Source organism: Psychrobacter sp. K31L (genome assembly GCF_017942195.1).
In the GTDB taxonomy this organism is placed as follows: Bacteria; Pseudomonadota; Gammaproteobacteria; order Pseudomonadales; family Moraxellaceae; genus Psychrobacter; species Psychrobacter glaciei.
Window position 1 is genome coordinate 296,950 of sequence record NZ_JAGKSC010000003.1, and the last position, 23,662, is coordinate 320,611.

Here is a 23,662-nt window from a genome sequence, read left to right on the forward strand (position 1 = left end):
TTATATTAATACCAGCAACTCAAATACACTGGTGACGATGCCGTTATCCGCTCATATACCGTATTGGGATAGCTACCCTATACGCCAAATTTAGCTAATAAGAGATTGTTAATGATCCATTCTTTTATGATTATTATGATGAGACACAGCTATTAGTAAACAGCTTTGACCTTATCGTCATAGCGCACACCCGGTAGGATACATAGCATCTCAAACAATAAGTTCGCTGCCAGTACTGAGGTGTTACCGAATGGGTCATACGGCGGTGACACTTCTACTAAATCGCCACCGACTACTTCCAGTCCGCGCATACCGCGAATGATTTCTATGGCTTGAGTTGAGGTCAGACCACCGATTTCAGCAGTACCCGTACCCGGTGCAAACGCTGGATCAATACCATCGATATCGAAACTTAAATAGACAGGTCCATCGCCTAGCTTTTCACGCACTTCTGCCATGAGCGGTGTTAGCGACTTGTACCAGCATTCCTCAGCAGGTACAACGCGAAAGCCTTGCTGGGTTGACCAATCAAACTCTTCCGCACTATAACCAGTACCACGCAGACCGATTTGTACTACACGGTTGCCATCGATTAAGTTTTCTTCGACAGCACGGCGAAATGGGGTGCCATGAGCAATTTTTTCGCCAAACATATCATCATTGATATCTGCATGCGCATCGATATGCACCATACCGACAGGGCCATGTTTTTTGGCAAGCGCACGCAAAATAGGCAATGCAATGGTGTGATCGCCGCCTAGTGTTAGTGGAATCGCGCCATGTTTGACGACTTTTTCTGTATAGAATTTTTCGATGATATCAACGCTTTTTAACAGGTTGAAAGTATTGATAGGTACATCGCCAATATCAGCAACTTGTAAAGACTCAAAAGGCGCAGCACGAGTGGCCACATTGTAGGGACGAATCATGCGTGATTCATCGCGTATCTGTCTTGGTCCCAATCTAGCACCACTACGGTTTGATGCACCGATGTCCAAAGGTACACCAACGAAAGCCACATCCAATCCTTCTGCATCAGCCTGAGTCGGCAGGCGCATCATAGAAGCAAAGCCGCCAAATCTTGGCATGTCGTTGCCGCTTAATGGTTGATTGAATTTCATAAATCACATCCTTGTTTTAGTGTGTCGGTATAGCCAATTTGTTATATGTCACTTTTTATATGACTCTGACAATACCTAAATAATTGAATACAAACCATGGTAAAATTTAGAAGTAAACTTCTGATTTTTCGTAGTAAGTTAGATTTAACCGTTATTATCAGAAGTTTGATGTGAATTTTATGCTAAAAAAGTGATGAATAGAAAATTCATTTTGATAAACATCACAAGTGCTGAGGGATAATTACTGATGCTAGATGAATTGATAAAAATAGACATCAAAACCTTGCGTAGCTTTATGGCAATTGTAGAGTGTCAGGGCGTGACAGCCGCCCAGTCGCGCTTGAATGTGACGACCTCTGTCATTAGTGGTCATTTGACCCATTTAGAAGACCGCTTAGGCATGACGCTCTGTCATCGTGGACGCGCGGGTTTTAAGCTCACAGAAGATGGCGCAGCAGTATATGAAGCCTGCTTGAGTTTTACCGAAGCAGTTGCCAGCTTTCAACATCAACTGCACTACATTCGTCAATTAGACTCCGTGCATGGCGGTCATATTCGACTTTGTCTTATTGATCAGATGCCGACGTTTTTTTATGATGCCTTGCGCCAATGCTTAGCTGCTAGCTATCGTGACAATCCCCTTATCCACTTTTCTATCGATGTGCAAAGCCCTGAAAGCATGCTAGAGAAGCTGCTAAGCAACGAGAGTGATATTGGTGTGGGTTATTTTGGCAGTTTTCCACCGCTACTAACGTTCCAGCCAGCATTTATTGAGAAGCAGGTAGTTTGCTGTGGGCGCGAGCATCGATTGTTTTATGAGTCAGAAGGGCTAACTTTTGAGGATTTGGAACAAAACTATCCATGGATAAAACGAGGCTATATTACTGATTTGAGTATCAATCATGTGCGCCCAAAAACTTTGAGTGCCACCACTTACCATATGGAGGCGACCGCGCAGCTGATTTTGGCAGGTCATCATGTTGGTTACCTGCCTAATGACTTAGCCAAACGTTATGAAGAGATGGGACTGATGAAAGTACTACTGCCCACCGAGGCCAGTTACGAGGTCAAGCATCATTGGGCTTACCGAGAAAACTTGCACAAACAGGTCGCTGATTTTTTAAGTCAAATGATGCGTCTATTATCAAAAAGCTCGCCAAAGCTGTAAATGAATAAGGCGTGGCCTAATACGAGCCAGTTTAAATCATGGCTCATCACCAGCAACGATAAATGGCTATATCGCTATAGTCGGTTCAATTTAAAAGTGGTATAAGGCAACCAAGTGTAGATGTATACTTAATACCTCAAGCGAGGTTAACGCTGTAACGCTTTTATAGTGGATTGACTATATTGGTTGCTCCTGACGCTTTAAGCCAATGGTTCTTAGCTTGCCTTTATCATCCATTTCTTTGATGACCAATGACCATTTATCATTAATAGCGACGGTATCTCCTGAGACCAGTGCTGTACCTAGATTTCCTGTCACATATTCAGCGACCGTTTGTTCCCACATGCTTTTTGGGCTGTCATTAGGATCAGACTGTAGGCTGTCTACCAGTGATTCAGATTGCATCATAGCCGTAAAGAAGGGTAAATCTCCAAGCTTGACGCTAGGTGATAGTAGCCAGTCGCCATAAAAATCATCGATGACTTTACGATCCAATGTCGTATCATTGAAAATTTTAGCGATTTTTCTGGCATGATCGCCGCGCATGGCGTACCAAACACTGTCACCAAATTTCAGCTTCGTGTCTTCGTCAACGACCACGATTCTCTGCCTACGTACCAGCGCAAACACACTAATCTCATCAGAGCTAATGCGTTTAGAGATATCCATCGGATGACGACCAATCGCAAATGCCCCTGATTGAACTTCGAATTCATACAAAGTAATACTTGCCTTATCCGATACCCAAACCTCATGCTCCTCTTTTGGATCATCATTGGTCGGAATCCGCACCTTAAACAAATTGGCCATGATAGGAATGGTTGTACCTTGCAAAATCAAGGACAAAACCACGACCCCAAAGGCAATATCAAACAGCATAAAGGCGTTATCTATCCCTGCCATAACAGGCAATATCGCAAGGGTAATAGGCACTGCTCCGCGCAAGCCAACCCAAGAGATAAAGCCTATCTCTCTGTCTTTAAACTTAAAAGGTTTAACGCTGGTATAGACGGCGATAGGACGGGCAACGAAGATCATAAAGGCGGCAATCGCGACTGAATAATGCCAGACATTGATGACGTTTGATGGGGTGACCAATAGTCCTAACACTACGAAAAGCACCGCTTGTGATAACCAAGCAAAGCTGTCCATCACTCGCATCACATGCTCGGTGGAGCGTACCTTGTGATTGCCAATCATCACACCCGTGAGATAAACCGCTAAAAATCCACTACCGCCAATTAGATTGGTCGCGGCAAAGACGGACAAGCCAGCAGATAGTATCAAAATAGCATACATGCCTTCTGCTAAATGTATCTTGGGCAATAATCGGGATAGCAAATAACCGAATAGCAAGCCCATCCCTAGCCCAAAGCTCAACTGCTGGAACAGTAATATCAAAAAGCCAAATACTGTCTGTCCCGCTGGATCAACATTTAGAGCGATAAGACCCGTCACCAATAAAATAGCCAAGGGATCGTTGGCACCAGACTCTAATTCGAGTGTGGCTTGAACGCGATCATTGAGCTTGACACCGCCATTACGCAATAGTGAAAATACCGCTGCCGCATCGGTTGAGCCAACGATAGCTGCCATCAATAGCCCAAAGCGCCAATCGACATCGAGTAGCCAAGTCACGAATACGCCCAGTATCATGACAGTAGCGAGGACACCCCAAGTAGCGAGTGTAACGGCAGGCTTAAGACCAACCCGAAACGATTTAAAAGAGGTGCGCAAACCACCATCTAACAAGATACAGGCTAAGGCTGCTTGCCCAACGAAATTGGCAATACCATATTGAGAAAACTCAATACCTAAAATACCCTGCTCACCTGCCAACATCCCTACCATCAAAAACAACAGCAATAATGGAACGCCCAAACGCGCGGATAACGTACTGGCCATGATACTGGCAAAAATTAGTAATGCCCCTACAAGGTATAGGATATTTAAGGTATCCATCTTTTTTAAGCCCTATTTTTATCAATGGTGATGAATCAAGTTGGTGCGAAAGTATTACAATTTAATTTTTTATCTTTACCAGTAGACGCCACATCTGAATATTAAAAATATCATTAAGAATAACATCTACTATCATTTCTACAAAAACTATCTATAAAGATTTTTACTAATACTTGCTCTCATTTTAGTCATGATGATACAAGTGAGTTTGATGACATGTCCTCAGCCCTATAAATATAGTTGAAACTGTTTGGCATACTATCTTAGATGCTCTTTCCAATACTGACTAAGCCTGAATGTATTGCCAAGTAAGGACTAAAATTGCTGCCGCTATTGTCCAAGCGACAACGCCGAGCAGTAGTGCCTTATATAAACTGATATAGCTGATGCTAAAGAACACCACAAAGGTATAAATAAGGTGCGGAATGACACCAAGCATACTAAATATCAATGCGACCCTTAAATCAGCAGGACTACGCTCAGTACCGACGATGAAGTGACTGATTAATGTAAAAGTGGGGAAAAGTGGCGCAAGTGCCGCCAAATAAAAAAATCGAGTTTGCGCAAATAATTGAATTGCCAGTACCATTAAAGCGCCAATAAGCATTTTTAACCAAATCACGACGGGATCATCTCCTGTTGAATGCTAAGGGCTGAACATAGCCCAATCCACCATGATACTAAAGTCTGCAAAGCGATATAAGAGGAACAATAGCTTAATTGACTTACATCATAAAAAGGCTCAAAAAAACCCCACCTAGCAATGCTGCTAAATGGGGCTATGACTGATAATTGTTGATGCTATTTGCGAACTAATTAATCATTCTTTGGCTTCAGCGCGGCACTGATATCTGCAAGTAATGGCGGGATATCATGCTTGTCCGCGATCACCTCGATCATCACTAATTTATCCGTGGTAGCAGCGGCCTTGTCGAGGGCAGATTTTAGCTCACCTGCCGTTTCTACTTTGAGTATGAGACTGTTCTCTTTGTTGGCACCAAAGGCTTGTGGCATGATCTGCCAATCACATTTAGGAATATCATTGTAGTATTGGTTTTCGCCATGAATCGCACGCTCCACGGTATAGCCATCGTTGTTAATTAAGACGATGACTGGATTGATACGCTCCTGAATCATGACTGCCAGTTCTTGAATAGTCAACAATGCTGAGCCATCACCGATTAATAGAACACTACGCTTGTTTGGCGAGGCAATAGCAGCACCTAAGCTGGCTGGCAATGTGTAGCCAATTGATCCCCACATCGGTTGCCCATAAGAGGTCACCCCTTCCGGCAGACGCACATCACTGATACCAAAATAGGCCGTTCCTTGTTCTGAAAAAACCAAATTATTATGATCTAAGCGCGCAGCGATGATATGCCACAGATCGTCTTGGCGGATAGCCTCATCATCTTTGCCATTTTGTTCATGAGGATTAACCGGCTCACAGAAAGATTTTGGTACGATATTGATGCCAGAGGTCATCACTTCATGTAACGCTTGCAGCGCATCTTTTAGCGCAATCGGTGCAAAGTTTTGACCGCTGATAGAAGCCCGCTCATAATGCAAGTCTACTACGGCATCTTCATTAATATCTTGGCTAAAACCTGCGGTGGTGGTGTCGGTATACTGCACTCCTACTTTGATCAGGCATTCGCAGTTTTCTACCGCGTCTTTGACCACAGGACGCGAAGCAACACCTGCATAGGTGCCTGCCCAGCGATCGCTGTTTTCATCAAGTAGCGTTTTGCCCCAAGACAGCGTGGTATAAGGAATATCGGTATCAGCGATAAGTGCTTTGAGCTGATTTTGCAGACCCAAACGATGCACCATCAAATCTGCCATGAGCGTCGTGGTTTTATTGGGTAAAAATTCTATCAGCGCTTGTTTAAAGTCTGCTAACGCCGCTTGGCTAGTAATGTCTTCCTCACTATCGATAAGTTTGGTCGTTGGCGGATAAATTGGCGTTTTTGCTACATCTGGTGATAGTAATAAATAGCCTGGGCGATGCTTTTTGAGAATCAAGCGAATCACGCGGTCAATCTCTGAGGCAGCATTTTCAGGCGTAATTTGCGCCCGTGCTACCGTAACCGGTTCTACCATTTTAATAAAATGATTGAACACGCCATCACCAAGTGAGTGATGGATGCGACGCTTTGAATCTTGTAATGCTGTACTTGGCGCGCCTACGATATGGAGCACTGGCGCATACTCCGCAAACGAGCCTGCGGTGGCATTGATAGCGGACAGCTCACCCACTCCAAAGGTCGTCACCATCGCCGCAAACCCACGCTCACGTGCATAGCCATCTGCTGCGTAACCAGCATTTAACTCATTGGTATTACCTACCCAGCGTAATTTATCTGAGGCAAGTACATTATCTAAAAACGTGAGATTAAAATCACCCGGTACGCCAAATACCTCTGACGCACCTGCTTCTGCGACACGATCAAACAAATAATCAGCGATGGTATATTGTTGACTCATACTACTTATCCTTAAGTGTTATGTTTATTAATCATAAATATGATGAAAGTAATTATAAAACTGCATTCCAGCCTATTTATAGAAAGCAAAGCTTTTGGAATATAGATTATAACAATCTGTTATAACATAGATAGACGATGCGATAATATGCCAATTTACTATCTTTTGCTTTTTTTCATACTAGCTGTTGACACACCAAAAAAACTGCGTATAATACGCCATCATCAACTGACGATAGTTAATTGATAATTAGCGGGAATAGCTCAGTGGTAGAGCATAACCTTGCCAAGGTTGGGGTCGAGAGTTCGAATCTCTTTTCCCGCTCCAAATATTTAAAAAGCCTCACTTAACAGTGAGGCTTTTTTTTGTCCAATTTTTAAGGCCTGTAGAAGATATTCCGAAATATCTTTTCTAATTCAGTTAAGTCTAGCTACTCAATCAAAAAGCCCATTTTCGGTGCGGTGCCCATTTGGTGCCCAAACCGTGCCCTGCCCTAAAACTGCATATGCGTATCTGACCACAACCTAGCTATTTTTGGTTCAAAAATCATCATGACACCTAACCTAGTAAATTTGGCCCTATGCTAATTTTTGAACCCAACCTCAATTCAGCAAAAAACGTGTTTCTCAGATGCTTAGTTTTTGGAAATACGTTTCAAATTTATAGTATTTATTACTGGTCTTCACTTAAAAAGCGATGACTACAACCTAACAATAAAAAATTTATTAAGCCTCGTAAGCATCTTTTGGCTCTAGTAAACCTTTAGCTAGAAATTTCCTATCAACTATAGCGATAGTTAATTTACTCTTCTAAAGAGTCGTCCTCACCAAGTTCATCTGGAACGTATTTCAAAATATCCCCTGGCGTTACTTCTAATACATTACATAGCTTGCTCAAAGTATCGAACTCAATTCTAGTCGTATCATCGTTATAGATCCTATGCAGCGTCGATTTACTGATATCTGTCATTCTCACTAAATCTGCCACACGCAACCTTCTTTCTGCCAAAAGAACAGGTAAGTTACATGAAATCACAATAAATTCCTTATTGGTAAGTAAAAAGTACTTGCCAATGACTACTTTTCTGATAATATAGTACTCGTTGGCAACAACAAAGTGTTTATTAAAAACTATTTAATACTGACTGGAGAACTATTATGTCACAGACTTATCTCACTACTCAAGAATTAGCCGATCGTATCAAATACGATGCACGTACTATCCGTAACCAACTTAAGGACACTGTTTTGATTGAAAACATCCATTACATTCGTCCTTTTGGCGGTCGCAAGATTTTGTACGTTTGGGAGCGTATCGAAGAGGATATGTGCAAGCCGGTTATGAGTGCCATCAACGGTATGGCTTTACAGTAAGTTTTATTTAAACAAGGAGTCAAATAATGGCGTCAATAAGATCGAGACGTGGCAAGCTATTCGTAGATTTTCGATATATGAATATGCGTTGCCGTGAGACGACTAATCTCACAGACACTCCAGCTAATCGAAAGAAGCTGGCTAAAATTATCGAAAAAATAGAAGCAGAAATTACCCTAGGCATCTTCGACTATGCTGCTTACTTCCCAAAGAGTGAACGAGCGCAGGAGATGACGGCACTGGCTGATAGAGCCGAATCTTGTATCAGTCGCAATCCGACCTTTAAGGAGTTTTCGGAAACGTTTTTTGAGGAGAAAAAGATTGAATGGCGGCCGAGCTACCGGCAAAAGATACAGATTATTTTGGAAAAGTATTTGTTACCTGAATTTGGTGGTAAAGCGGTACATGCCATAAAAAAATCAGACTTGCTGACCTTCCGTAGCTCCCTCGCCAAAGTTCGTTACGGTAAAGATGGTCAGTCAAGTCTGTCAGTAGCACGAATCAATCAGATTATGATACTACTTCGTATGATACTAGAAGAAGCATCAGATCGCCATGAGTTTGAGATGCCTTATAAAAATATTAAGAATCTTAAACAAGCTCGTCCGGATGTGAATCCTTTTACACTTTCTGAGGTATGGCTGATTTTAAAGCATGTCCGTGCTGATTATAGACCCTACTATACTATCCGCTTTTTTACCGGGATGCGTACCAGTGAAATAGACGGGCTGAAATGGGAATGCATTAACTTTGATCGCTGGGAAATCAGTATCAGAGGTGCATTAGTAAACGGTGAGATGGGTCCAACGAAGACATTAGGCTCACAACGTGATATTGCTATGTCACAGTTAGTATATGACGCCCTACTGGAGCAGAAGGTACGCACCTATGGCAAGTCAGAGTTCGTGTTTTGCAATTCACAGGGCAATCCGATGGAGTACCGTAATGTGAATAGACGGGTATGGAAACCCACACTTGCCTTACTCGGTTTGAAACACAGGCGTGCTTATCAGACTCGGCATACAGCAGCGACGCTTTGGCTCGCTGCTGGTGAGAATCCTGAGTGGATAGCTCGTCAGATGGGTCACAGTAGTACGGAGATGCTGTTTCGTGTGTATAGCCGTTATGTGCCTGATATCACCCGTCAAGATGGCTCAGCAATGGATAACTTGCTACTGGCGAGCAAGGAGAAGTTAACCAGCGCATCGAATAGCTCTGACACTGAAGCACTAATCACGAATGCAAAAACTGACAAGGAGACGTCACAATGAAAATTATCAATTATGAGCAGCTGTTTGGTGAGTTTAAACGGGATGGTGCAATCAGTGAAAATGCGAATGAGATTGCTAATGCATTGATGCGTGAGTTGTATGTTTCATCGGGTCATAACCTCGCTCGCTTCTTGGGAGTGAAGCACTGCTTTAATAACGATATGGCGATGCGTGTGTGGGTGCAGAAACGCTTGGATGCTCAAGATGGGTACTTTGTAGAAGATATGACCAGTCAGCTTCAAAGCGAGCTTCATGAGCTACTACCGCACTCTGACTATGGCAGCTACTGAGGAGAGTATTATGAGTGTCAAACTTCAACCCAATATGACGCAGAGTCCATACGATATCAAAATATGTGAGGGTTACTGGGCATATGATAATCAGAGCGGCTTTATTAAACATGTGAAAACGCTTTGTGAGAAGTATGAGGTAAGTCCTCAGGTATTCTTTGAGACAGTTGCTCAGTGTTATGCCTACTTAGACGATGTTGTATGTGAATACTGCGGCTATGCTTGTCCAATTGAAGTACCTGCTGATATTCCTTATATGCGTGCCAAAAATAGTTGGTTATGCACAATATGTGAGCATGCTTTATGGCGGACAGATCAAGCAAATAAATGAGCATTAATCATCCAAAAAGCCAGACAGCTTTGAGCTGTCTGGCTTTTTATTTATAGTCCTTGCTTAAGTAAAGCCGAAGGCTTAGTAATCTTCAGCATATATCGCTCTTAAACGAAAAGATTCATGTTCATCACTAATACTGGTGCAGTAGTACGTATATAATTCATCAGCTATAACGTTTTTTGCAATAAATGCCACTATATAAGAAATAGTATCTAGTGGGGGGCTTTCGCTACTCTCCATACCTAGCAACAGCCCTTTGATATTAAGGTTTTTAGGGAACTGACCAACCAACTCATTAGCTGCATTTTTTATCATATCTGTTTCAAATGCATTTGCTATATGAGTTTGAATAAATTTATATGATTTTTCTCGTTTGAATAAGTTTTTGATATCGTTAACATCTATACCTATTAAGCCACGTGGACTAATATCTAATAATTTAACCACTTGATTTACGTCTTCAGGCTGACATTTAACAATACCCTCTATGATATCTAAGCACTTAAACTCATTATCATCTATTTGCAAACCTACTAGGAAATAAGCCCCTGACTTCTTTTTTAGCTCTTTTAACGCCTTCTCATCCCAGTTATCACTAGTGATAAAACAGCCGATAAAAGACAAAGGGTAGGAATCCATATTTGGTCGATATAAAAGAGCATTAGATATATCATCTATATACGAGTCGTCAAGCTGGTACTTCATAGTCATACTCTCTGGTAACGTATTACTGCATTGACTGTTAGAGGTATAAAATCTAGGCCATCATTTAAATATTATTGACAGCTAATTTATTATAGCTATTGACTTATTTGACTCTGATACTGATTTATCGTATAGCTAATATATTTTTGCAAGTTTTCCATTAGCGTCTCTATCTTTCGAAAATCAACTGAACTATCATTATTAAGGTTGAAAACATCAGTACTTAGTATGGCAAAAGTCATATGCTTGCCTGAACCAAACTTTTTAGGCTTAATAACTTCAAAATCGAAGTTAGGTGCTTGGGCTACAAACAACTTATAAAACTCATTTCTAATCTTTCTACGACCATTTTTACTGGGAACAGAAACTTTAAAGCAAATTTTATCTTGTTCTAGTAGTAAGTAAACATCAACATCATTCACTCTATGTTTGAATGCCCAAAAGCCCATAAAGCCTCCTGACTTATTAGCCACATATTTCCAGTTCCCTTCTCCTAAATATGACTGTAGATATTGAAAAAAACCTATCCATGCACGTTTTCCCCATTCTGCCACTGGTTGGGACTCAAATTTTTGTACTGCACTTTCAATAGACTGAATGTAATCATAAAAATTAGTATATATATCACTGTATTTTAATACTTCATTTTGTTCATTATCGAAGATGTCTAATAAGTCTTTTCTGACAACAGGATAAAAACCATCTTTTATAACTTTTTTATAACTACTCTGATCATGAGTCTGCAAATAAATAGGGATAATATTATCTTCTTCAAATGTTTGAGAGTGTCCGTTAAGTATAAATTTCTTGTATCGAGTCAACTGCTCGGAATGCTGAACACTACCTACTTTATCTTCGATTAATATACAGTAAGTATCATTAAGGACACATAAGATATCGATATTACTCACCTGACGTTGCACTACTATACTGTCAATACTGGTTGGTAGAGTTTTACCAGCTTTATCGAAGAGTAATGCTAAAACACTAATTGCAACTTTATTCAGAGCTTTATGTTTATCATCTCCTGTTTTATAATCTTTCTTCGCCCAAGAAAGAAACCAACATATAAATGCATCTTGTGACAGCTCAGAGGTAGCAAATTTAAACAAATTAGGTGTTGCCATAGTTGTTCCTTAATTACATTACAAAAATATGATTAATATCAATCAGTAACAGTAGTTATTTATTTGGTCATAAATCATCGATAAGCAAAAATACATCCGTCTGCTATCTTTCGTAAACTGCCATCCCATTTTTTAAACGCTCGAGAGTAACTGTCCTTATTTCCAATGGGTCAATAACAACAGACAACTGTGACATAATCACTAACCAACCTTGCAGATGATTAGTATTAGCAACGGTAGCACAGACTTGATTCCAAATTTTGTCGATAGCAATAATCTTCTAATCAACTAATAATTAGTGCTCATATGAATACTGACGGGCAGACTTTTTAATCTTTAAAATCAGCTTTATATGGCTGTCGTTAGTTGGCTATAACTTACCCAATTTGCATAAACTCTCTAATGAAAAAGCATATAGCCCTACCTAATCAAGTATTAGCTTATCTATTGCCCTAACCTCGGTAATATGATTTATCAAAAAATTACGATGAGCTTCTAACTGAACTGACCCAAGATTGTCTTACTCTCTCAGGATTTTGAGACTCCAACAAGCCTGAGGCAGTTCACTCTAGCGTTGTTTCTGACTTTACTACTTAGCTCTAATGTATAAATGACTTCGTTGATTGTTAAAGAATTATTTAGTTAATAATCCATTATCATTTAACACTTTATAGTACCAATCAAGCTCTGCAATAATTTTACATGCCATTTCTTCATTATGGATTTGTTCCCATGGCTCAGTTTTAGACCACCAATCATGTGGTTCAAAATTATACCAAGCACACCAATAACCTCCTTTTTCTTTGTCTTCTTCTGCTTTTATGTTTTCACTAGCAAGACTATGACCATCTTTACACTGAGTTAGGATTTTTTCATAATATTCATAGTCTGGCTTTACATCATCATTAGCTATAAAAATACCTAAATAAGGAAAGTTGAAACCGTACCTCCAAAACCTAAACAAAACTCTAAAGCACTTTCTTTAATATTAAAAATGATTTGCTCTTCTTTCTTGATACCTTTTAGATTGGTTTTAATCATTGAATAAGGTTTGTTTCCTTTTGTAATGATAGTCGTAAGATCGTGTTGTAACTTCTCAATAAGTTGCTTTTTCATGTCATGAGTACTTAAAGCTATTTTTAATGCACTAGCTATATTTTCTTGACTAGATAGCATCGTATTTAATACAGACTTCGCTTCATTCATATCTTCTATTCCCATAAACTGTTTTTGAATAAACTTAGTTGGCTGTGCAATAAATTCACTCACACTATGATTTTGGCATTCTACTTGACACGCTTTGAGCCAACCAATCAGATCGCTAAATCTAAGATGACTATATTGATTACTGGTTTTCCAATCTTCTAAGGTTTTAGTGTCAACACTATATTCACTTGGTACGTCATTATCTTCGTTTAGATAAACAAGATGCCACAGCTTGTGTTTCCTATTTTTAAGTTCAGTAGCATAATCTTTCATCTGGTCAAGTTGATCTGCTGCATAAGGTTTGTTTTCGATACAAATACCGTAGCTGTTATTACCCACCTGACATCTTAAGTAAATATCCATACGACGCTGGGTGTTACTTTTTCCCGTTATTTCTTCAAGAAAAACCTCTGTTTTCTCAAGATTGTTAAGAAAAACCTGCCAGTTATCATTTTTATATATAATAGGCAAACAATGCTCAATAAATAACCTTAAAAAGCTTTCCTGTTGAGCATGACTGCCATTTGGATCAAGTAGAGCTGCCAAAATACGACTAAGCCCTAATTCATCAGTACTGATATAATCAAAAGCACTGAAGTCCGGAGACAGTTGACGGCTATAGAGTGCTTGCGCAGTCTCTAAAGCGTTAATCTTTTGGCTCACATCACTTATCAAACTTTGCACGGTACTCATACTCATCTATCCTCTTAAAATCTCACTCGGTTTTATTTACTTATATTGCTGGTCATTGATTTGCTTTAACATCTTGATAGTGTTTATATCGTAACTGCCCGCATAAAACTGATATAAAAGCTGCTCAAATACACACTTATTACCAGCGGCAAAGGCAAACAACGTTAGCGAAGATTGCAGCTTCAGATTATCTGGTGAACCAAAGATATCTAAAGCACTTTTATCAGGATGCAACAGCAATAATTCAGCGCACTCTATTAACCGTGCTCCAAGCACCTCGTGCTGCAAATACGTTTTTGCTTGCTCCAGACTCTCTATTGCAAAGCGTCGAGCTCTTACACTGTGCCCTAGCCCTTTCACTTGTGGAAAGATAAACCACATCCAATGCGTGCGCTTACGACCTTTGGTCAGCTCTTCAATCACTTGTGGATAGATAGTGTTTTGGGCTTGGATAAAATCATCAAACAAATCTTTATCTATTGTTGTCATTTTTTACACTCCTTGCGATTTAAGTAATGAACGTTTGCCTACCTGCCATATTCAAAACGTAGCTCAAACTATATTTGTATTTAATGCTAGGCTAATCAGCGACATATATCGCTCCCATCCAATAATAGTCAGGTTTATCGATCGTTCTATTACCATAAAACACTTCTGAATCGTCAGCAATTCGGTTTTCAACCGCAGTTGTGATACTAAAAAACTCATAAAGAGATAGCTTATGATCGCTTTCAATATCAAGCATCATATACTGAGTACTAAGACCTTCAGGAATTTGATTGAGCAGATGATTAACGGTACTCTTTATTTGTTCTGAATCTGGTATGTCCGTTGCCCTAGCCTGTATAAAATTGGCAGGCTTTTCAGCCCCGCAAGATTTTTTGATGTCATTAACATCTATACCAACCTTATCACGATCAGATAATACTGATTCAAACACGGTTTTTACCTGCCCGACTTCATCAGCTTTGCAAACAATAATACCGTCTATAACCTCGAACCTATCAATGTGCTTATCCGTGGTTTGTAGCGCAAACAATGTGCAACCGACTTGTTGTTGTAAATCTAGCAATGATTGTTCATCCCAACCATCTTCGATAACAATAAACCCAACCTCAGATAAGAGGTAGTTTTCTACCTGCGGCTTATACAGCGTAGTGAAGACTACTGGACTTGCCTGAAACGCATCATTACCTTCTTTTTTAATGTCGTTTTTTAAAGTCTGTTTATCTTCAAAAATACTATCTGCTGTCATACTCGGTTCCTCGTTAAAGTGAAATCGTTAATTACGGTTATAAAGCTGCATCCCACTTTCTAGACGCTCAAGAATAACTGCCTTTAGCTCTAATGGTTCAATGACGACCGACAATTGCGACATACTTACCAGCCAATCTTGCAAACGAGTCGTATTAGCAACTGTAGCGCTGACTTGATTCCAAGTGTCATCGATAATAGTAATTTGCTGACCTATCGATAAGGGACGCTCATAAAGATGCTGACAGGCATATGTCTGTACTTTTAAAATCAGTTTAATCTGGGTATCGTCGGTCGGCTCTAACCTACCCAGTTCATGCAAACTCTTTAACGAAAAAGCATCTCGCCCTACCCAGTCAGGTATTGGCTTATTTATGACGCTAGCTTGGGTAATACGGTTAACTGCAAAATTGCGATGCGCTTTTAACAACTCCTTATCATCGATATGATCGTTTACTGGATAAAAGCCTGTTAGATACATCATGTTATCGATAAATACCAAACCGCACGGATAGATCAACTTTTCACTAGCATTATCGTCCCACTTTTTTTGATAACGAATATGAAGTTGCCTGTTCTCTAACAAGGCTTTATGAATGCTGGTAAGTACCTCACTATCAAGGGTTGGCGCTTGTACGATGCTTGGCAAAGTTATCAGATGCAGCTGCCACTGTCCTAATGAGCTATTGGCGAAAACGTACTGATCTTGACGTTTAATTTGCGATAGCTTAGCAGATATGATCTGCTGCATAGAGACTGGCAAATAGTTAGCGGTGTAATTACTGAGCATCTCCCAAAAAAATACGGTTTGCTCGCTGACAACATCGATACTAAAGCTTGGCTCAATATAGAAGCGTGCGGTTTGACCGTTGATGTTTTGCTCCCACGCTGGCACTCTGACTAGAGCATCATTATGAAAAATATTATCGAAAATATTTTTTAAGCTGGTCAAATCGTTCTCTAAATTTTTTCGCTCGCTGGCGAAGCAATCAGGATTATCACCATAGGCGCTCATCAGCTCGGTAAGCGAGACAGCTTTAGCTTTATCACGCGGTAGACGTTGATAGAGGATAAACAAGCGTTCTGATTTGGTGTAGCTGGCGATAGGATGATTTGGCATTGTTAAATCGCTTATTTTTAGTTCAATAATTGGTGATTCAACTGATGCTTATCCGCCTCGTAATCGTTTAGAATCGCCATTAATTTAACAATTCTTTCTGATACCTTTTTTATTTCAAAGTCGTTGTACTTCCACATAAACCTCCAAGTATTGCTCCCATCAGATTTGTTCTCGTAGGTCTTAATATTAATTTCGCACTGTTTCAATAAACTATCTACTTGGTCCTTAAAAATTCCATTTTCGTTAAAAAAATCTATATGAATCGTAAAATTCATTTCGTTAGCTTCGTAATTCCTAATACAGAACACCACACATGAAGATGAGTTTTCCCATCTTTCGTTATAGAATCGAATATACGGTTCATAATAATTCCATTTATCAATTTTTGTTTTACCAGAAAAACCTTGCAAACTATTTCTTAAATCAATGTTTATCTTCGCAGCTATTTTAGGAATAATATCCTTATAGAGATATTCACTTAACTTAAAGTAGTCATTTATATTTTTCGTCAAAAACTCAATCTCATCTTCACTTATTTCACCCACGTTATCTAACTCCTTTAAATGTAATAAAAACTCTCTAGCGAACAGACCCCACTTGTTATAGGGGTTATCTAATAACGCCTTTGATAAATGCGGTTCAATAGCTTCTACTAAATTTTGATAAGAAATGCCGTGCCAACCATTATTCTTAATGACATCATCAATTCTACCGTCAAGACAAAGCACTATTTGGACTAAGTTCTTGTCTCGCTCATCTTCTTTTTTATTGTCTGTAATACGTTGCCTACCATAGCTGGTGTAGTCATCAAACGGATTATTTTGCTCATGATAAATCTTACACTCGACTATGATTAAGGCGTCTTTCGTTTCGATTAACAAGTCGATGCGATTGCCTTTGGCGGTTGATACTTCAGTCTCTACATTTTCCAAGCTGCCAAGGGTAGCCATCTTGTTTTTGTTTTCTAATAAATATTTTAGCCCTTTAAAAAAGCAATCTCCTAAATTATGAGCTTTAGCTGTGTCTAGAAAGAAGCTGAGCAGTTCCGTCGTTGGGTTTTCAAAGTGACCACGAGCACCGACATCGAATAGCGTGAGCTCTTTGGTTACAATATCTAGCTGTTTAAACTTATCGATCAGTGCTTTAAAGCTCTTTAGATTAGATACGCTTGCTAAATCAGTCATTTATTTTCCTTAAGATGAATGGGTCTTCAGTAAAGCTAACAGGTTAAATAGCCAAATAAGCGCCGAATTTGTAGAATTAGTACGGTTTAACAATCTCAATCAAAACGAAGTAAAATTGCTGTGCCATTATCATAAGCATTGCCATCGGAGTCATAAACTTGGCTCTTAAGAGTGATAAGCCAATCTTGTAAACCAGTTTCAGCACTGACAAGTTGCCATTCGTGACTCGGTACTAAATCGTGGATACCATCCGTACAAACCAATATACAGTCGCCGCTATTAATATTAACCGTACAAGAGCTGCCTTCTGATGCTTCACTGCTTAGATAACTTTCGTCAGCCGTCAATGCAAAGCACTCAGTAATGCTATACAGACTCCCTGCCATCCCTTCTCTGTTATAGTCAGCGAATTTCCTTTGGCGACCTTGCTCTTTTGCCCGTTGGTCAATAATTTCGTTCAATAGATTATGATCTCGAGTCAGGCACTGCCATTGTGATGCATCTTTAGGCAGTCGATAAACGCGACTTTCACCCACATGCATTATCGTTGCCTTTATGGTTCCATCACCATTTAACTCTCCAATAACCATCGCGAGGGTTGCCGCCGCACCATGACGCTTAGCTGAATGCTTGGTTTGATTAATCAGCTGATGAATATCATCTGAAGTAATACTCTTCTGATTACCCCATAACCGCCTAATTGCTTTTACCACCGCCTTTGAGCAGTGCTGTGAGTGATTGGAGCTTGCCACACCATCAGACACTGCCAAGCAAGATGGTGCTGCAACTGGTGTCACTGCCATTACACCTAAGTCTTCTTGGTACCAATTATCTAAAAAGAAAAAAGCATCCTGCTGTAGGTTATTACTGGCATTACCTTGAAAGGTAATTACGCAAGCTTGTGCGATCGAAGGAGTATCTTTTGAAGAACAATGATTAATAGAAGCAGTCATGATGGTAAGCCTATATGTTTATCATAAAAGCCAGTATAGCGGACAACCTGTAAATTTATTTTCTAGGTTAAGATATAAAATTATCTAAACGGTATATGAGTAGCACAGAGTTGCTTTCTATAAATAAAAAGGTGATGAACGTTTCGCCCATCACCTCTTATGCACTATTTTAGAACAATAAACCTTAGTACTCTCTCATCATGTCTTTTTGAGCTTTATCGTATTTAAAGCAAAAAGGTTGATCTACATAGCTGTCAGACATTCTATAAGCATCGATATCACCAGAAAAACAAAAGCGGTTAGATTTGATACTAAAATCAAAATCAATCGTATCACCTTTCTTGTTAACAATTATTGGCTTACCATTTGATCCAGTTGCCGCTGATAATGAATAACCAAAAGGCACTACTGTCTTCTTAGCAGGGTCAATCACGACTAAGCGATAAGGTTTTTTGTTGACGTACCCTGTGATATTGGTGTCAAAGATATAGATAATCTGATTACCATTGAAGTTAGGCTTACGTTCTTTCATAACGGTTGCATAGCTTTTCAAACGACTGTCTGTGCAAAATTTCTCGTCCTCATAATCAAAATCACACTCAACCACTGTGACACCATATTTCGTTTTAGGTGCTGCATTAGCCGTAGAGGATAGACCTAAGATAATTATCGATGCTGCTAATAGCATGCTTGTCTTTTTGAACATGAGATTTTTCCTATAAATTTAAATAAATTAAGTACTTCTCACATGGCTCACTTTTAGATCTCAGTAAATATGCATCTTTGATGATATATTTTAGAAGTTACTGATCGTTTTGCGGATAGCGTTCTTGATCTATCTCACTCCAATCTGTATAGGTTTTTTTGGAGAGCACTTTGCCTTGGTGGTCTAGCGTATAGCGCGTGATACTGTCATAGCCCTCATCATAAGCATTAGCACCTTTGGTATTTAGGTTATAAACATCGAGCTTTCCATTTTCATAGCGGCCGCCATCGACATCTACCGCATCCCCCATTGGTTCTATATAAGCCATGTCATATTTTGGTGAAACAATGACCTTACCTGTTTTATCGATGACGCCCCATTTACCACTTCTATAATCTCCAATCTTGACAGCAGACAATCCTTCTGAAAACTCCATTGCCTCATCCCATTTGGCTGCTATCACGGTTTTGCCAGTGGTATCCACAAAGCCTGTTTTGCTATATTCATCACCCAATGTAGACGTGTTATATCTGGCCAACCCTTCTGAATAGTCATCTAGCCAATTAAATTTAAATGGCACGACTGTTTTACCTGTTTTATCAATTGCTCCAAATTTATCGTCCTTACTGACCACTGCCAGCCCATCATTGAAATCACCAGCACTCTGATATAAGTAAGGTATGGTCATTTTCCCTGACTTATTCATATAGCCATATTTACCGTCTTTATATGCGGCTACCATACCTTCTTGGAAATCTCGAAAATCAATGTAATATTCACCAGTCATCGGTGCTTGATGCTCAACAGGTATGACTAATTTGCCCGTTTCGTTAATATAGCCTTGCCAGTACAGATAGTCTTCGTAGTCCTCACCGCCGTCATAGCCTTTGACCATACCCATTTTCATGATTGCGACACGAGCCATGCCTTCAGAGAAGCCACCGCAGCTATCATATTTTGCAGGTACGATGACTTTTCCTCTGTCATCTTGGTAGCCACACTGAGGTTGCTCAGTATTCTCCAACTCAAAGGCTTGTAAGCCAGCGGTTGCACTACCTGTGCCAAATGCTGCACATAGACCCAATATCATCGCCGCTTTTCTATTGTTTTTTTTCATTTCAATCTCATCGTAAGGTATAAACACTATTTGTAATCCACAGATATATCTTTAAAAAACAGCCAATAGATATTGCTAAATTTAATAAACAATAGTAGTCAACTTTATTTTAATAATCAATATATATGTTATGCGATATAGTAATTTTAAATAGTCTCGAAGAATCTAAAGGCACAAAAAAGGACACAACGTTATCGTTGTGTCCTTTTTTGTGCCTTGTGAGGATTTACTATGGCTTCACTACGACTTAAGAGAAAACTTTATTTAGATAAATGTCATTTGCGAACCTAAAGTCACCGTATAAATTTTGATGCTTCTCACTATTAGACATTAAATAGGTATTTAGACTGTAGGATTATTCGTAGCTTTATCACTAAAATCATTATTAGCATTTGGCTTAATATAACGCGGCATTTTTTGTCCAGTTTCTTTAGCAACAGCATGTAGCATCTGTTCAATCCAACCGACAATAGCGCAGGCGAATACATCAATGATAAAAGTAGCATAGACCCAGCCGCCAGTCGTTTTGATATAAGTAAAATCTGCAACTCACAGCTGATTAGGACGATGGGCTTTAACATGATAGTACGTTGACGGTGTAATCGGTAGTCTTCGGCAGATAAGCTCGATCCCATAACTACATCTATAGTCATCAATAAACTGAACCATTATCTGGGTAGGCGGTCGAGCTCCGCTTGGGCAAAAAAAGCGGCAGCCTTACGTATAATTTCGTTAGCTTGCTTAAGCTCTTTATTCTTGCATTAAAGCTTTTTGATGCGCTCTTTGTCACTTTGAGCCTGCACTGAGGCGGGAATGGTTTGATCAATATACTTTTTATGCCATGATCGAAGGGTCTCAGGCGTACAGCCAATCTTTGATGCTATGGCTTAAATAGCTAACTATGTGGAGGGTTAGTCGCCTGCCGCTTCTATCAGCATACGAACGGCGCGCTCTCCAATCTCAGGAGTGTAAGTTTGTCTCTTCATTGTCATATTCTCTCAGAATGTTGAATATTCGACAACCCCGGAGCGGTTTAGTTTAATTACTATCGTTAAACTAGACAATTAAAAGCTTTCAAGTTTAGGTCTACGGGATGTACGGCAGGGGGCATTTTTGTGGGTGACACTGTTTACACACTACTAATGAGCGAAATATCATAGTTTATGAGCTGATTAATTCAACTTATGACGACAATTATCTTGATAAACACTGCATTTTAGAGTATAAACTTTTGATTGCTTATAAAATATAAAACTAATTATTGTTAGAGCGTGTATCTGCTTGCATATCAATTATTGCAAGCTCAAATGTTGCTGAAAAATTAAGTGCTAGTGTTATAGTAACTGGGTAACTTTTGATATAAATATAAAACAATAGATTATTTTTGACGAAACAGCTAGTCAGTATATAGTTTATGGAATAGCTTCTATGATATCGCTAAAAACAGCTATTTTTAATCCATTTGAGCATAATTTGGACAAAGAATTATTTTTACCTGTTATAAAGAATGCAGTCGGTTATGATTGTATGATAGGTTATTTTAATAGCTCTTCCTTTCGAGCCATAGCCCGGTCACTTCTTTACTACTTGCAGTCAGATGTTAATCATCAGATGCGCTTAATTGTCAGTCCGAATTTATCGAAAGAAGATATTAATACCCTTATCAATTTGTATGAAGGTAATGTATATCACGAGGATATAACTGAATTTATTTTGAATCAAGATAACTTAAGCCAATCGACCTTTCATGCTCTGGCTTATCTTATTAAGTTAGATAAGATTCAGCTTAAAATTGCCCTACCAGAATCAGGACTGTTTCATGTTAAGTGCTGGTTAATTCCTCAAAGTGACGGTAGTGAAATAATAGTTCAAGGATCAAGTAATCATACTGAAAGTGGCCTAGTCAGAAACTTTGAATATTTAAGCGTTGATTCTACGTTGAAGAGTAAGCAGTCATTGCATATCTGTCAAAAATTGCGCCAAGACTTTGATCTATTGTGGGAGAATAATTATCCCAACATTACTTGTGGCAACTTAAGCTTAGATGTATTGCGAGCTTTATTGCTCCAATTTTCATCTACCCAAGTCTCCGCCAAATATACTATACAACATTTGACAAATGCGTTACGCCAAGCCCTTAAGCAGCAACAGGAATCCGAATGTATGCAAACTGAGGATTATACCTCAAACCTCAAGAGCCTTTTATCAGACTATAGGCCTGATACACTGTCTACTCCTGCTTGGCTAGACTATCGTACAGGTGATTATGCTCATCAAGGAGAAGCAATAGACGCTTGGTTTGCGAATGACAATAAGGGCATACTGTCTATAGCAACGGGCGGGGGCAAAACACTGACCTCATTAACTACCGCTACCCTACTAAGTAAATCCTTAAAAAATCTATTAGTCGTTATTGCTGTTCCTACAAAAGCGTTAATGGCTCAATGGGAAAGTGAAGTGGCATTATTTGGCTCAAAAGCTGTGAACCTTAATAACATTAACGGCTCTAAAAATAAGTTAAGCACAATTGATCGGACTTGCAAGAATCTCAAATTTAACTCATCTCATGTTGAAGTTTTGATTATCAGCCATAATGCTCTTAAATCCGAATTAATGTCTAAAATTGAGAAGTACTCAAGTTCGTTTAGTACATTACTAATTGCAGACGAGGTTCATAACCTTGGTAGTACTGGTTTTATAGAAAATCCGCCAGATTTTTTTGATTTTAAGATCGGTCTTTCAGCAACACCGATACGCCAATATGATGAAGAAGGTTCTGAATTTTTATTACAGTACTTTGGTGATGTGGTTTATGATTTTCCACTTGATAAAGCGATTGGTAAATGCCTTGTTCCATTTGATTATTATGCTCATATTATTAACCTAACGGCAGAAGAAGAAGATAATTTTTACGAGTTAACCCAGAAAATAAGACGGCTGTCTTTTGCAGTCAATGCTAGTAAAGATAGTATCGAATTTCAAAATTGGTCAAGGCTTTGTATCAAACGACGTAAAATTATTGAAACTGCAGAAAACAAGATATTCAGCTTTGAGCGATGTCTTCCCTCTAAAGGCTCTGATATTACAAATACTTTAGTCTTTTGTAGTGATAAACAACCAGAGCAACTTGAACTTATAAACGATATTTTAAATAAAAAACATGTTAATTTTCATCAGATTACCAGTCATGAAACCGCTAATAACACTACTTTAAAGCAAATTATTGATGAATATAATCAAGGTAGAATACAAGTATTAACTTCTAAGCGGGTATTAGATGAGGGGTTTAACGTACCGCAAACGCAGACTGCCTACATTCTTGCTAGCAATACTACTAAAAAACAGTGGACACAACGACTTGGGCGAGTATTAAGAAAAGATAAGGGTAAAAGCGAGGCTAGTATTCATGATTTTATTGTCATGCCCTCTATATCTAATGCTGTTATGGATGATGATTTTAAAAACCTATTAAAATCTGAAGCCACACGTATACAGTTTTTTCTTCAATTTTCAAAAAATGGCACAGAACAAAACGGTGCTGTCGAACTTCTTGGTAAGATTGGAGATTTATTACAAGGAAAAAGGAGATAA

General features: G+C 39.2%; 22 protein-coding genes, 1 tRNA gene, 1 pseudogene and 1 other annotated feature. Of the genes and pseudogenes, 7 read left to right on the forward strand and 17 right to left on the reverse strand.

Features of this window, described 5'->3' with window-relative positions:
* Window positions 1-152 precede the first annotated feature (152 nt).
* On the reverse strand, window positions 153-1,121 hold the full coding sequence (speB, locus tag J5X94_RS06720) for an agmatinase (protein ID WP_010199708.1): 969 nt from the start codon (window positions 1,119-1,121) through the stop codon (window positions 153-155).
* 247 nt (window positions 1,122-1,368) lie between these two features.
* Between speB and J5X94_RS06725 the strand changes: the two genes are divergently transcribed.
* A complete protein-coding gene (locus tag J5X94_RS06725) occupies window positions 1,369-2,289 on the forward strand; it encodes a LysR family transcriptional regulator (protein WP_210540704.1) in 921 nt (306 codons plus the stop codon).
* A 177-nt stretch (window positions 2,290-2,466) separates the two neighbouring features.
* Here the strand turns inward: J5X94_RS06725 and J5X94_RS06730 are convergent, their stop codons facing one another.
* The 3 genes from J5X94_RS06730 to J5X94_RS06740 all read right to left on the reverse strand — a co-directional run bounded on the left by J5X94_RS06730 (window position 2,467) and on the right by J5X94_RS06740 (window position 6,738).
* On the reverse strand, window positions 2,467-4,251 hold the full coding sequence (locus J5X94_RS06730; RefSeq protein ID WP_210540705.1) for a potassium/proton antiporter: 1,785 nt from the start codon (window positions 4,249-4,251) through the stop codon (window positions 2,467-2,469).
* Window positions 4,252-4,537: 286 nt separating this feature from the next.
* Window positions 4,538-4,873, reverse strand: coding sequence for a GlpM family protein (locus J5X94_RS06735; RefSeq protein WP_240215896.1), 336 nt, complete (start codon window positions 4,871-4,873; stop codon window positions 4,538-4,540).
* A 194-nt stretch (window positions 4,874-5,067) separates the two neighbouring features.
* Entirely contained in the window at window positions 5,068-6,738 is a 1,671-nt protein-coding gene (locus J5X94_RS06740) for an alpha-keto acid decarboxylase family protein (RefSeq protein WP_210540706.1), read from the reverse strand.
* Window positions 6,739-6,990: 252 nt separating this feature from the next.
* Between J5X94_RS06740 and J5X94_RS06745 the strand changes: the two genes are divergently transcribed.
* Window positions 6,991-7,065: transfer RNA gene (locus tag J5X94_RS06745), tRNA-Gly, on the forward strand.
* Window positions 7,066-7,539: 474 nt separating this feature from the next.
* Here J5X94_RS06745 and J5X94_RS06750 read toward each other — a convergent pair.
* Entirely contained in the window at window positions 7,540-7,707 is a 168-nt protein-coding gene (locus tag J5X94_RS06750) for a helix-turn-helix domain-containing protein (RefSeq protein ID WP_240990752.1), read from the reverse strand.
* A gap of 188 nt (window positions 7,708-7,895) precedes the next feature.
* On the opposite strand from J5X94_RS06750, the gene J5X94_RS06755 reads away from it, so the two are divergent.
* Genes J5X94_RS06755 through J5X94_RS06770 form a run of 4 tightly spaced genes read left to right on the forward strand, consistent with a single transcriptional unit; the run spans window position 7,896 to window position 10,003 of the window.
* Window positions 7,896-8,111 carry a hypothetical protein gene (locus J5X94_RS06755; protein WP_021815097.1) on the forward strand — a complete coding sequence of 72 codons (216 nt, stop codon included), beginning with the start codon at window positions 7,896-7,898 and terminating at the stop codon, window positions 8,109-8,111.
* A 26-nt stretch (window positions 8,112-8,137) separates the two neighbouring features.
* Complete coding sequence (locus J5X94_RS06760) at window positions 8,138-9,382, forward strand: Arm DNA-binding domain-containing protein (RefSeq protein WP_210540707.1); 1,245 nt, start codon at window positions 8,138-8,140, stop codon at window positions 9,380-9,382.
* On the forward strand, window positions 9,379-9,672 hold the full coding sequence (locus J5X94_RS06765; protein WP_198326527.1) for a hypothetical protein: 294 nt from the start codon (window positions 9,379-9,381) through the stop codon (window positions 9,670-9,672). Before J5X94_RS06760 ends, J5X94_RS06765 begins: the two co-directional genes overlap by 4 nt.
* A gap of 10 nt (window positions 9,673-9,682) precedes the next feature.
* On the forward strand, window positions 9,683-10,003 hold the full coding sequence (locus tag J5X94_RS06770; RefSeq protein ID WP_228293184.1) for a hypothetical protein: 321 nt from the start codon (window positions 9,683-9,685) through the stop codon (window positions 10,001-10,003).
* 81 nt (window positions 10,004-10,084) lie between these two features.
* Here J5X94_RS06770 and J5X94_RS06775 read toward each other — a convergent pair whose 3' ends face one another.
* The 12 genes and pseudogenes from J5X94_RS06775 to J5X94_RS13910 all read right to left on the reverse strand — a co-directional run.
* On the reverse strand, window positions 10,085-10,711 hold the full coding sequence (locus J5X94_RS06775) for a hypothetical protein (protein ID WP_210540708.1): 627 nt from the start codon (window positions 10,709-10,711) through the stop codon (window positions 10,085-10,087).
* Between the two features lie 95 nt (window positions 10,712-10,806).
* The gene (locus tag J5X94_RS06780) at window positions 10,807-11,838 is read right to left on the reverse strand and encodes a PD-(D/E)XK nuclease family protein (protein WP_210540709.1); all 1,032 of its coding nucleotides are present in this window, start codon (window positions 11,836-11,838) and stop codon (window positions 10,807-10,809) included.
* A gap of 634 nt (window positions 11,839-12,472) precedes the next feature.
* Entirely contained in the window at window positions 12,473-12,802 is a 330-nt protein-coding gene (locus tag J5X94_RS06785) for a hypothetical protein (RefSeq protein ID WP_210540710.1), read from the reverse strand.
* Complete coding sequence (locus tag J5X94_RS06790) at window positions 12,760-13,737, reverse strand: PD-(D/E)XK nuclease family protein (RefSeq protein ID WP_210540711.1); 978 nt, start codon at window positions 13,735-13,737, stop codon at window positions 12,760-12,762. Before J5X94_RS06790 ends, J5X94_RS06785 begins: the two co-directional genes overlap by 43 nt.
* 36 nt (window positions 13,738-13,773) lie before the next feature.
* Window positions 13,774-14,226: a DUF1810 domain-containing protein gene (locus J5X94_RS06795; RefSeq protein WP_210540712.1), complete on the reverse strand. Its 453-nt coding sequence runs from the start codon at window positions 14,224-14,226 to the stop codon at window positions 13,774-13,776.
* Between the two features lie 91 nt (window positions 14,227-14,317).
* Window positions 14,318-14,992 (reverse strand): hypothetical protein, encoded by a 675-nt coding sequence (locus J5X94_RS06800; RefSeq protein WP_210540713.1) that lies wholly within the window; start codon window positions 14,990-14,992, stop codon window positions 14,318-14,320.
* A gap of 27 nt (window positions 14,993-15,019) precedes the next feature.
* Window positions 15,020-16,111 (reverse strand): helix-turn-helix transcriptional regulator, encoded by a 1,092-nt coding sequence (locus J5X94_RS06805; RefSeq protein ID WP_210540714.1) that lies wholly within the window; start codon window positions 16,109-16,111, stop codon window positions 15,020-15,022.
* A 17-nt stretch (window positions 16,112-16,128) separates the two neighbouring features.
* Entirely contained in the window at window positions 16,129-17,295 is a 1,167-nt protein-coding gene (locus J5X94_RS06810) for a PD-(D/E)XK nuclease family protein (protein ID WP_210540715.1), read from the reverse strand.
* Between the two features lie 95 nt (window positions 17,296-17,390).
* Entirely contained in the window at window positions 17,391-18,248 is an 858-nt protein-coding gene (locus J5X94_RS06815; RefSeq protein WP_210540716.1) for a PP2C family protein-serine/threonine phosphatase, read from the reverse strand.
* A gap of 184 nt (window positions 18,249-18,432) precedes the next feature.
* Entirely contained in the window at window positions 18,433-18,954 is a 522-nt protein-coding gene (locus tag J5X94_RS06820) for a hypothetical protein (RefSeq protein ID WP_210540717.1), read from the reverse strand.
* A 97-nt stretch (window positions 18,955-19,051) separates the two neighbouring features.
* The gene (locus tag J5X94_RS06825; RefSeq protein WP_210540718.1) at window positions 19,052-20,071 is read right to left on the reverse strand and encodes a WG repeat-containing protein; all 1,020 of its coding nucleotides are present in this window, start codon (window positions 20,069-20,071) and stop codon (window positions 19,052-19,054) included.
* Between the two features lie 459 nt (window positions 20,072-20,530).
* Window positions 20,531-21,057: pseudogene (locus tag J5X94_RS13910) on the reverse strand (transposase); the annotation flags it as partial.
* Window positions 20,666-20,782, reverse strand: a sequence feature (AL1L pseudoknot). It overlaps the preceding pseudogene by 117 nt.
* 442 nt (window positions 21,058-21,499) lie before the next feature.
* On the opposite strand from J5X94_RS13910, the gene J5X94_RS06830 reads away from it, so the two are divergent.
* Window positions 21,500-23,662: a DEAD/DEAH box helicase family protein gene (locus tag J5X94_RS06830; protein ID WP_210540719.1), complete on the forward strand. Its 2,163-nt coding sequence runs from the start codon at window positions 21,500-21,502 to the stop codon at window positions 23,660-23,662.

Coding starts and splice junctions, on each gene's coding strand:
- J5X94_RS06740 (WP_210540706.1), bottom strand. CDS start 6,738: ATGAGTCAACAATATACCATCGCTGATTATTTGTTTGATCGTGTCGCA.
- J5X94_RS06825 (WP_210540718.1), bottom strand. CDS start 20,071: ATGAAAAAAAACAATAGAAAAGCGGCGATGATATTGGGTCTATGTGCA.
- J5X94_RS06755 (WP_021815097.1), top strand. CDS start 7,896: ATGTCACAGACTTATCTCACTACTCAAGAATTAGCCGATCGTATCAAA.
- J5X94_RS06790 (WP_210540711.1), bottom strand. CDS start 13,737: ATGAGTACCGTGCAAAGTTTGATAAGTGATGTGAGCCAAAAGATTAAC.
- J5X94_RS06815 (WP_210540716.1), bottom strand. CDS start 18,248: ATGACTGCTTCTATTAATCATTGTTCTTCAAAAGATACTCCTTCGATC.
- J5X94_RS06760 (WP_210540707.1), top strand. CDS start 8,138: ATGGCGTCAATAAGATCGAGACGTGGCAAGCTATTCGTAGATTTTCGA.
- J5X94_RS06800 (WP_210540713.1), bottom strand. CDS start 14,992: ATGACAGCAGATAGTATTTTTGAAGATAAACAGACTTTAAAAAACGAC.
- J5X94_RS06725 (WP_210540704.1), top strand. CDS start 1,369: ATGCTAGATGAATTGATAAAAATAGACATCAAAACCTTGCGTAGCTTT.
- J5X94_RS06730 (WP_210540705.1), bottom strand. CDS start 4,251: ATGGATACCTTAAATATCCTATACCTTGTAGGGGCATTACTAATTTTT.
- J5X94_RS06830 (WP_210540719.1), top strand. CDS start 21,500: ATGATATCGCTAAAAACAGCTATTTTTAATCCATTTGAGCATAATTTG.
- J5X94_RS06820 (WP_210540717.1), bottom strand. CDS start 18,954: ATGTTCAAAAAGACAAGCATGCTATTAGCAGCATCGATAATTATCTTA.
- J5X94_RS06765 (WP_198326527.1), top strand. CDS start 9,379: ATGAAAATTATCAATTATGAGCAGCTGTTTGGTGAGTTTAAACGGGAT.
- J5X94_RS06750 (WP_240990752.1), bottom strand. CDS start 7,707: ATGACAGATATCAGTAAATCGACGCTGCATAGGATCTATAACGATGAT.
- J5X94_RS06780 (WP_210540709.1), bottom strand. CDS start 11,838: ATGGCAACACCTAATTTGTTTAAATTTGCTACCTCTGAGCTGTCACAA.
- J5X94_RS06770 (WP_228293184.1), top strand. CDS start 9,683: ATGAGTGTCAAACTTCAACCCAATATGACGCAGAGTCCATACGATATC.
- speB (WP_010199708.1), bottom strand. CDS start 1,121: ATGAAATTCAATCAACCATTAAGCGGCAACGACATGCCAAGATTTGGC.
- J5X94_RS06795 (WP_210540712.1), bottom strand. CDS start 14,226: ATGACAACAATAGATAAAGATTTGTTTGATGATTTTATCCAAGCCCAA.
- J5X94_RS06775 (WP_210540708.1), bottom strand. CDS start 10,711: ATGAAGTACCAGCTTGACGACTCGTATATAGATGATATATCTAATGCT.
- J5X94_RS06805 (WP_210540714.1), bottom strand. CDS start 16,111: ATGCCAAATCATCCTATCGCCAGCTACACCAAATCAGAACGCTTGTTT.
- J5X94_RS06810 (WP_210540715.1), bottom strand. CDS start 17,295: ATGACTGATTTAGCAAGCGTATCTAATCTAAAGAGCTTTAAAGCACTG.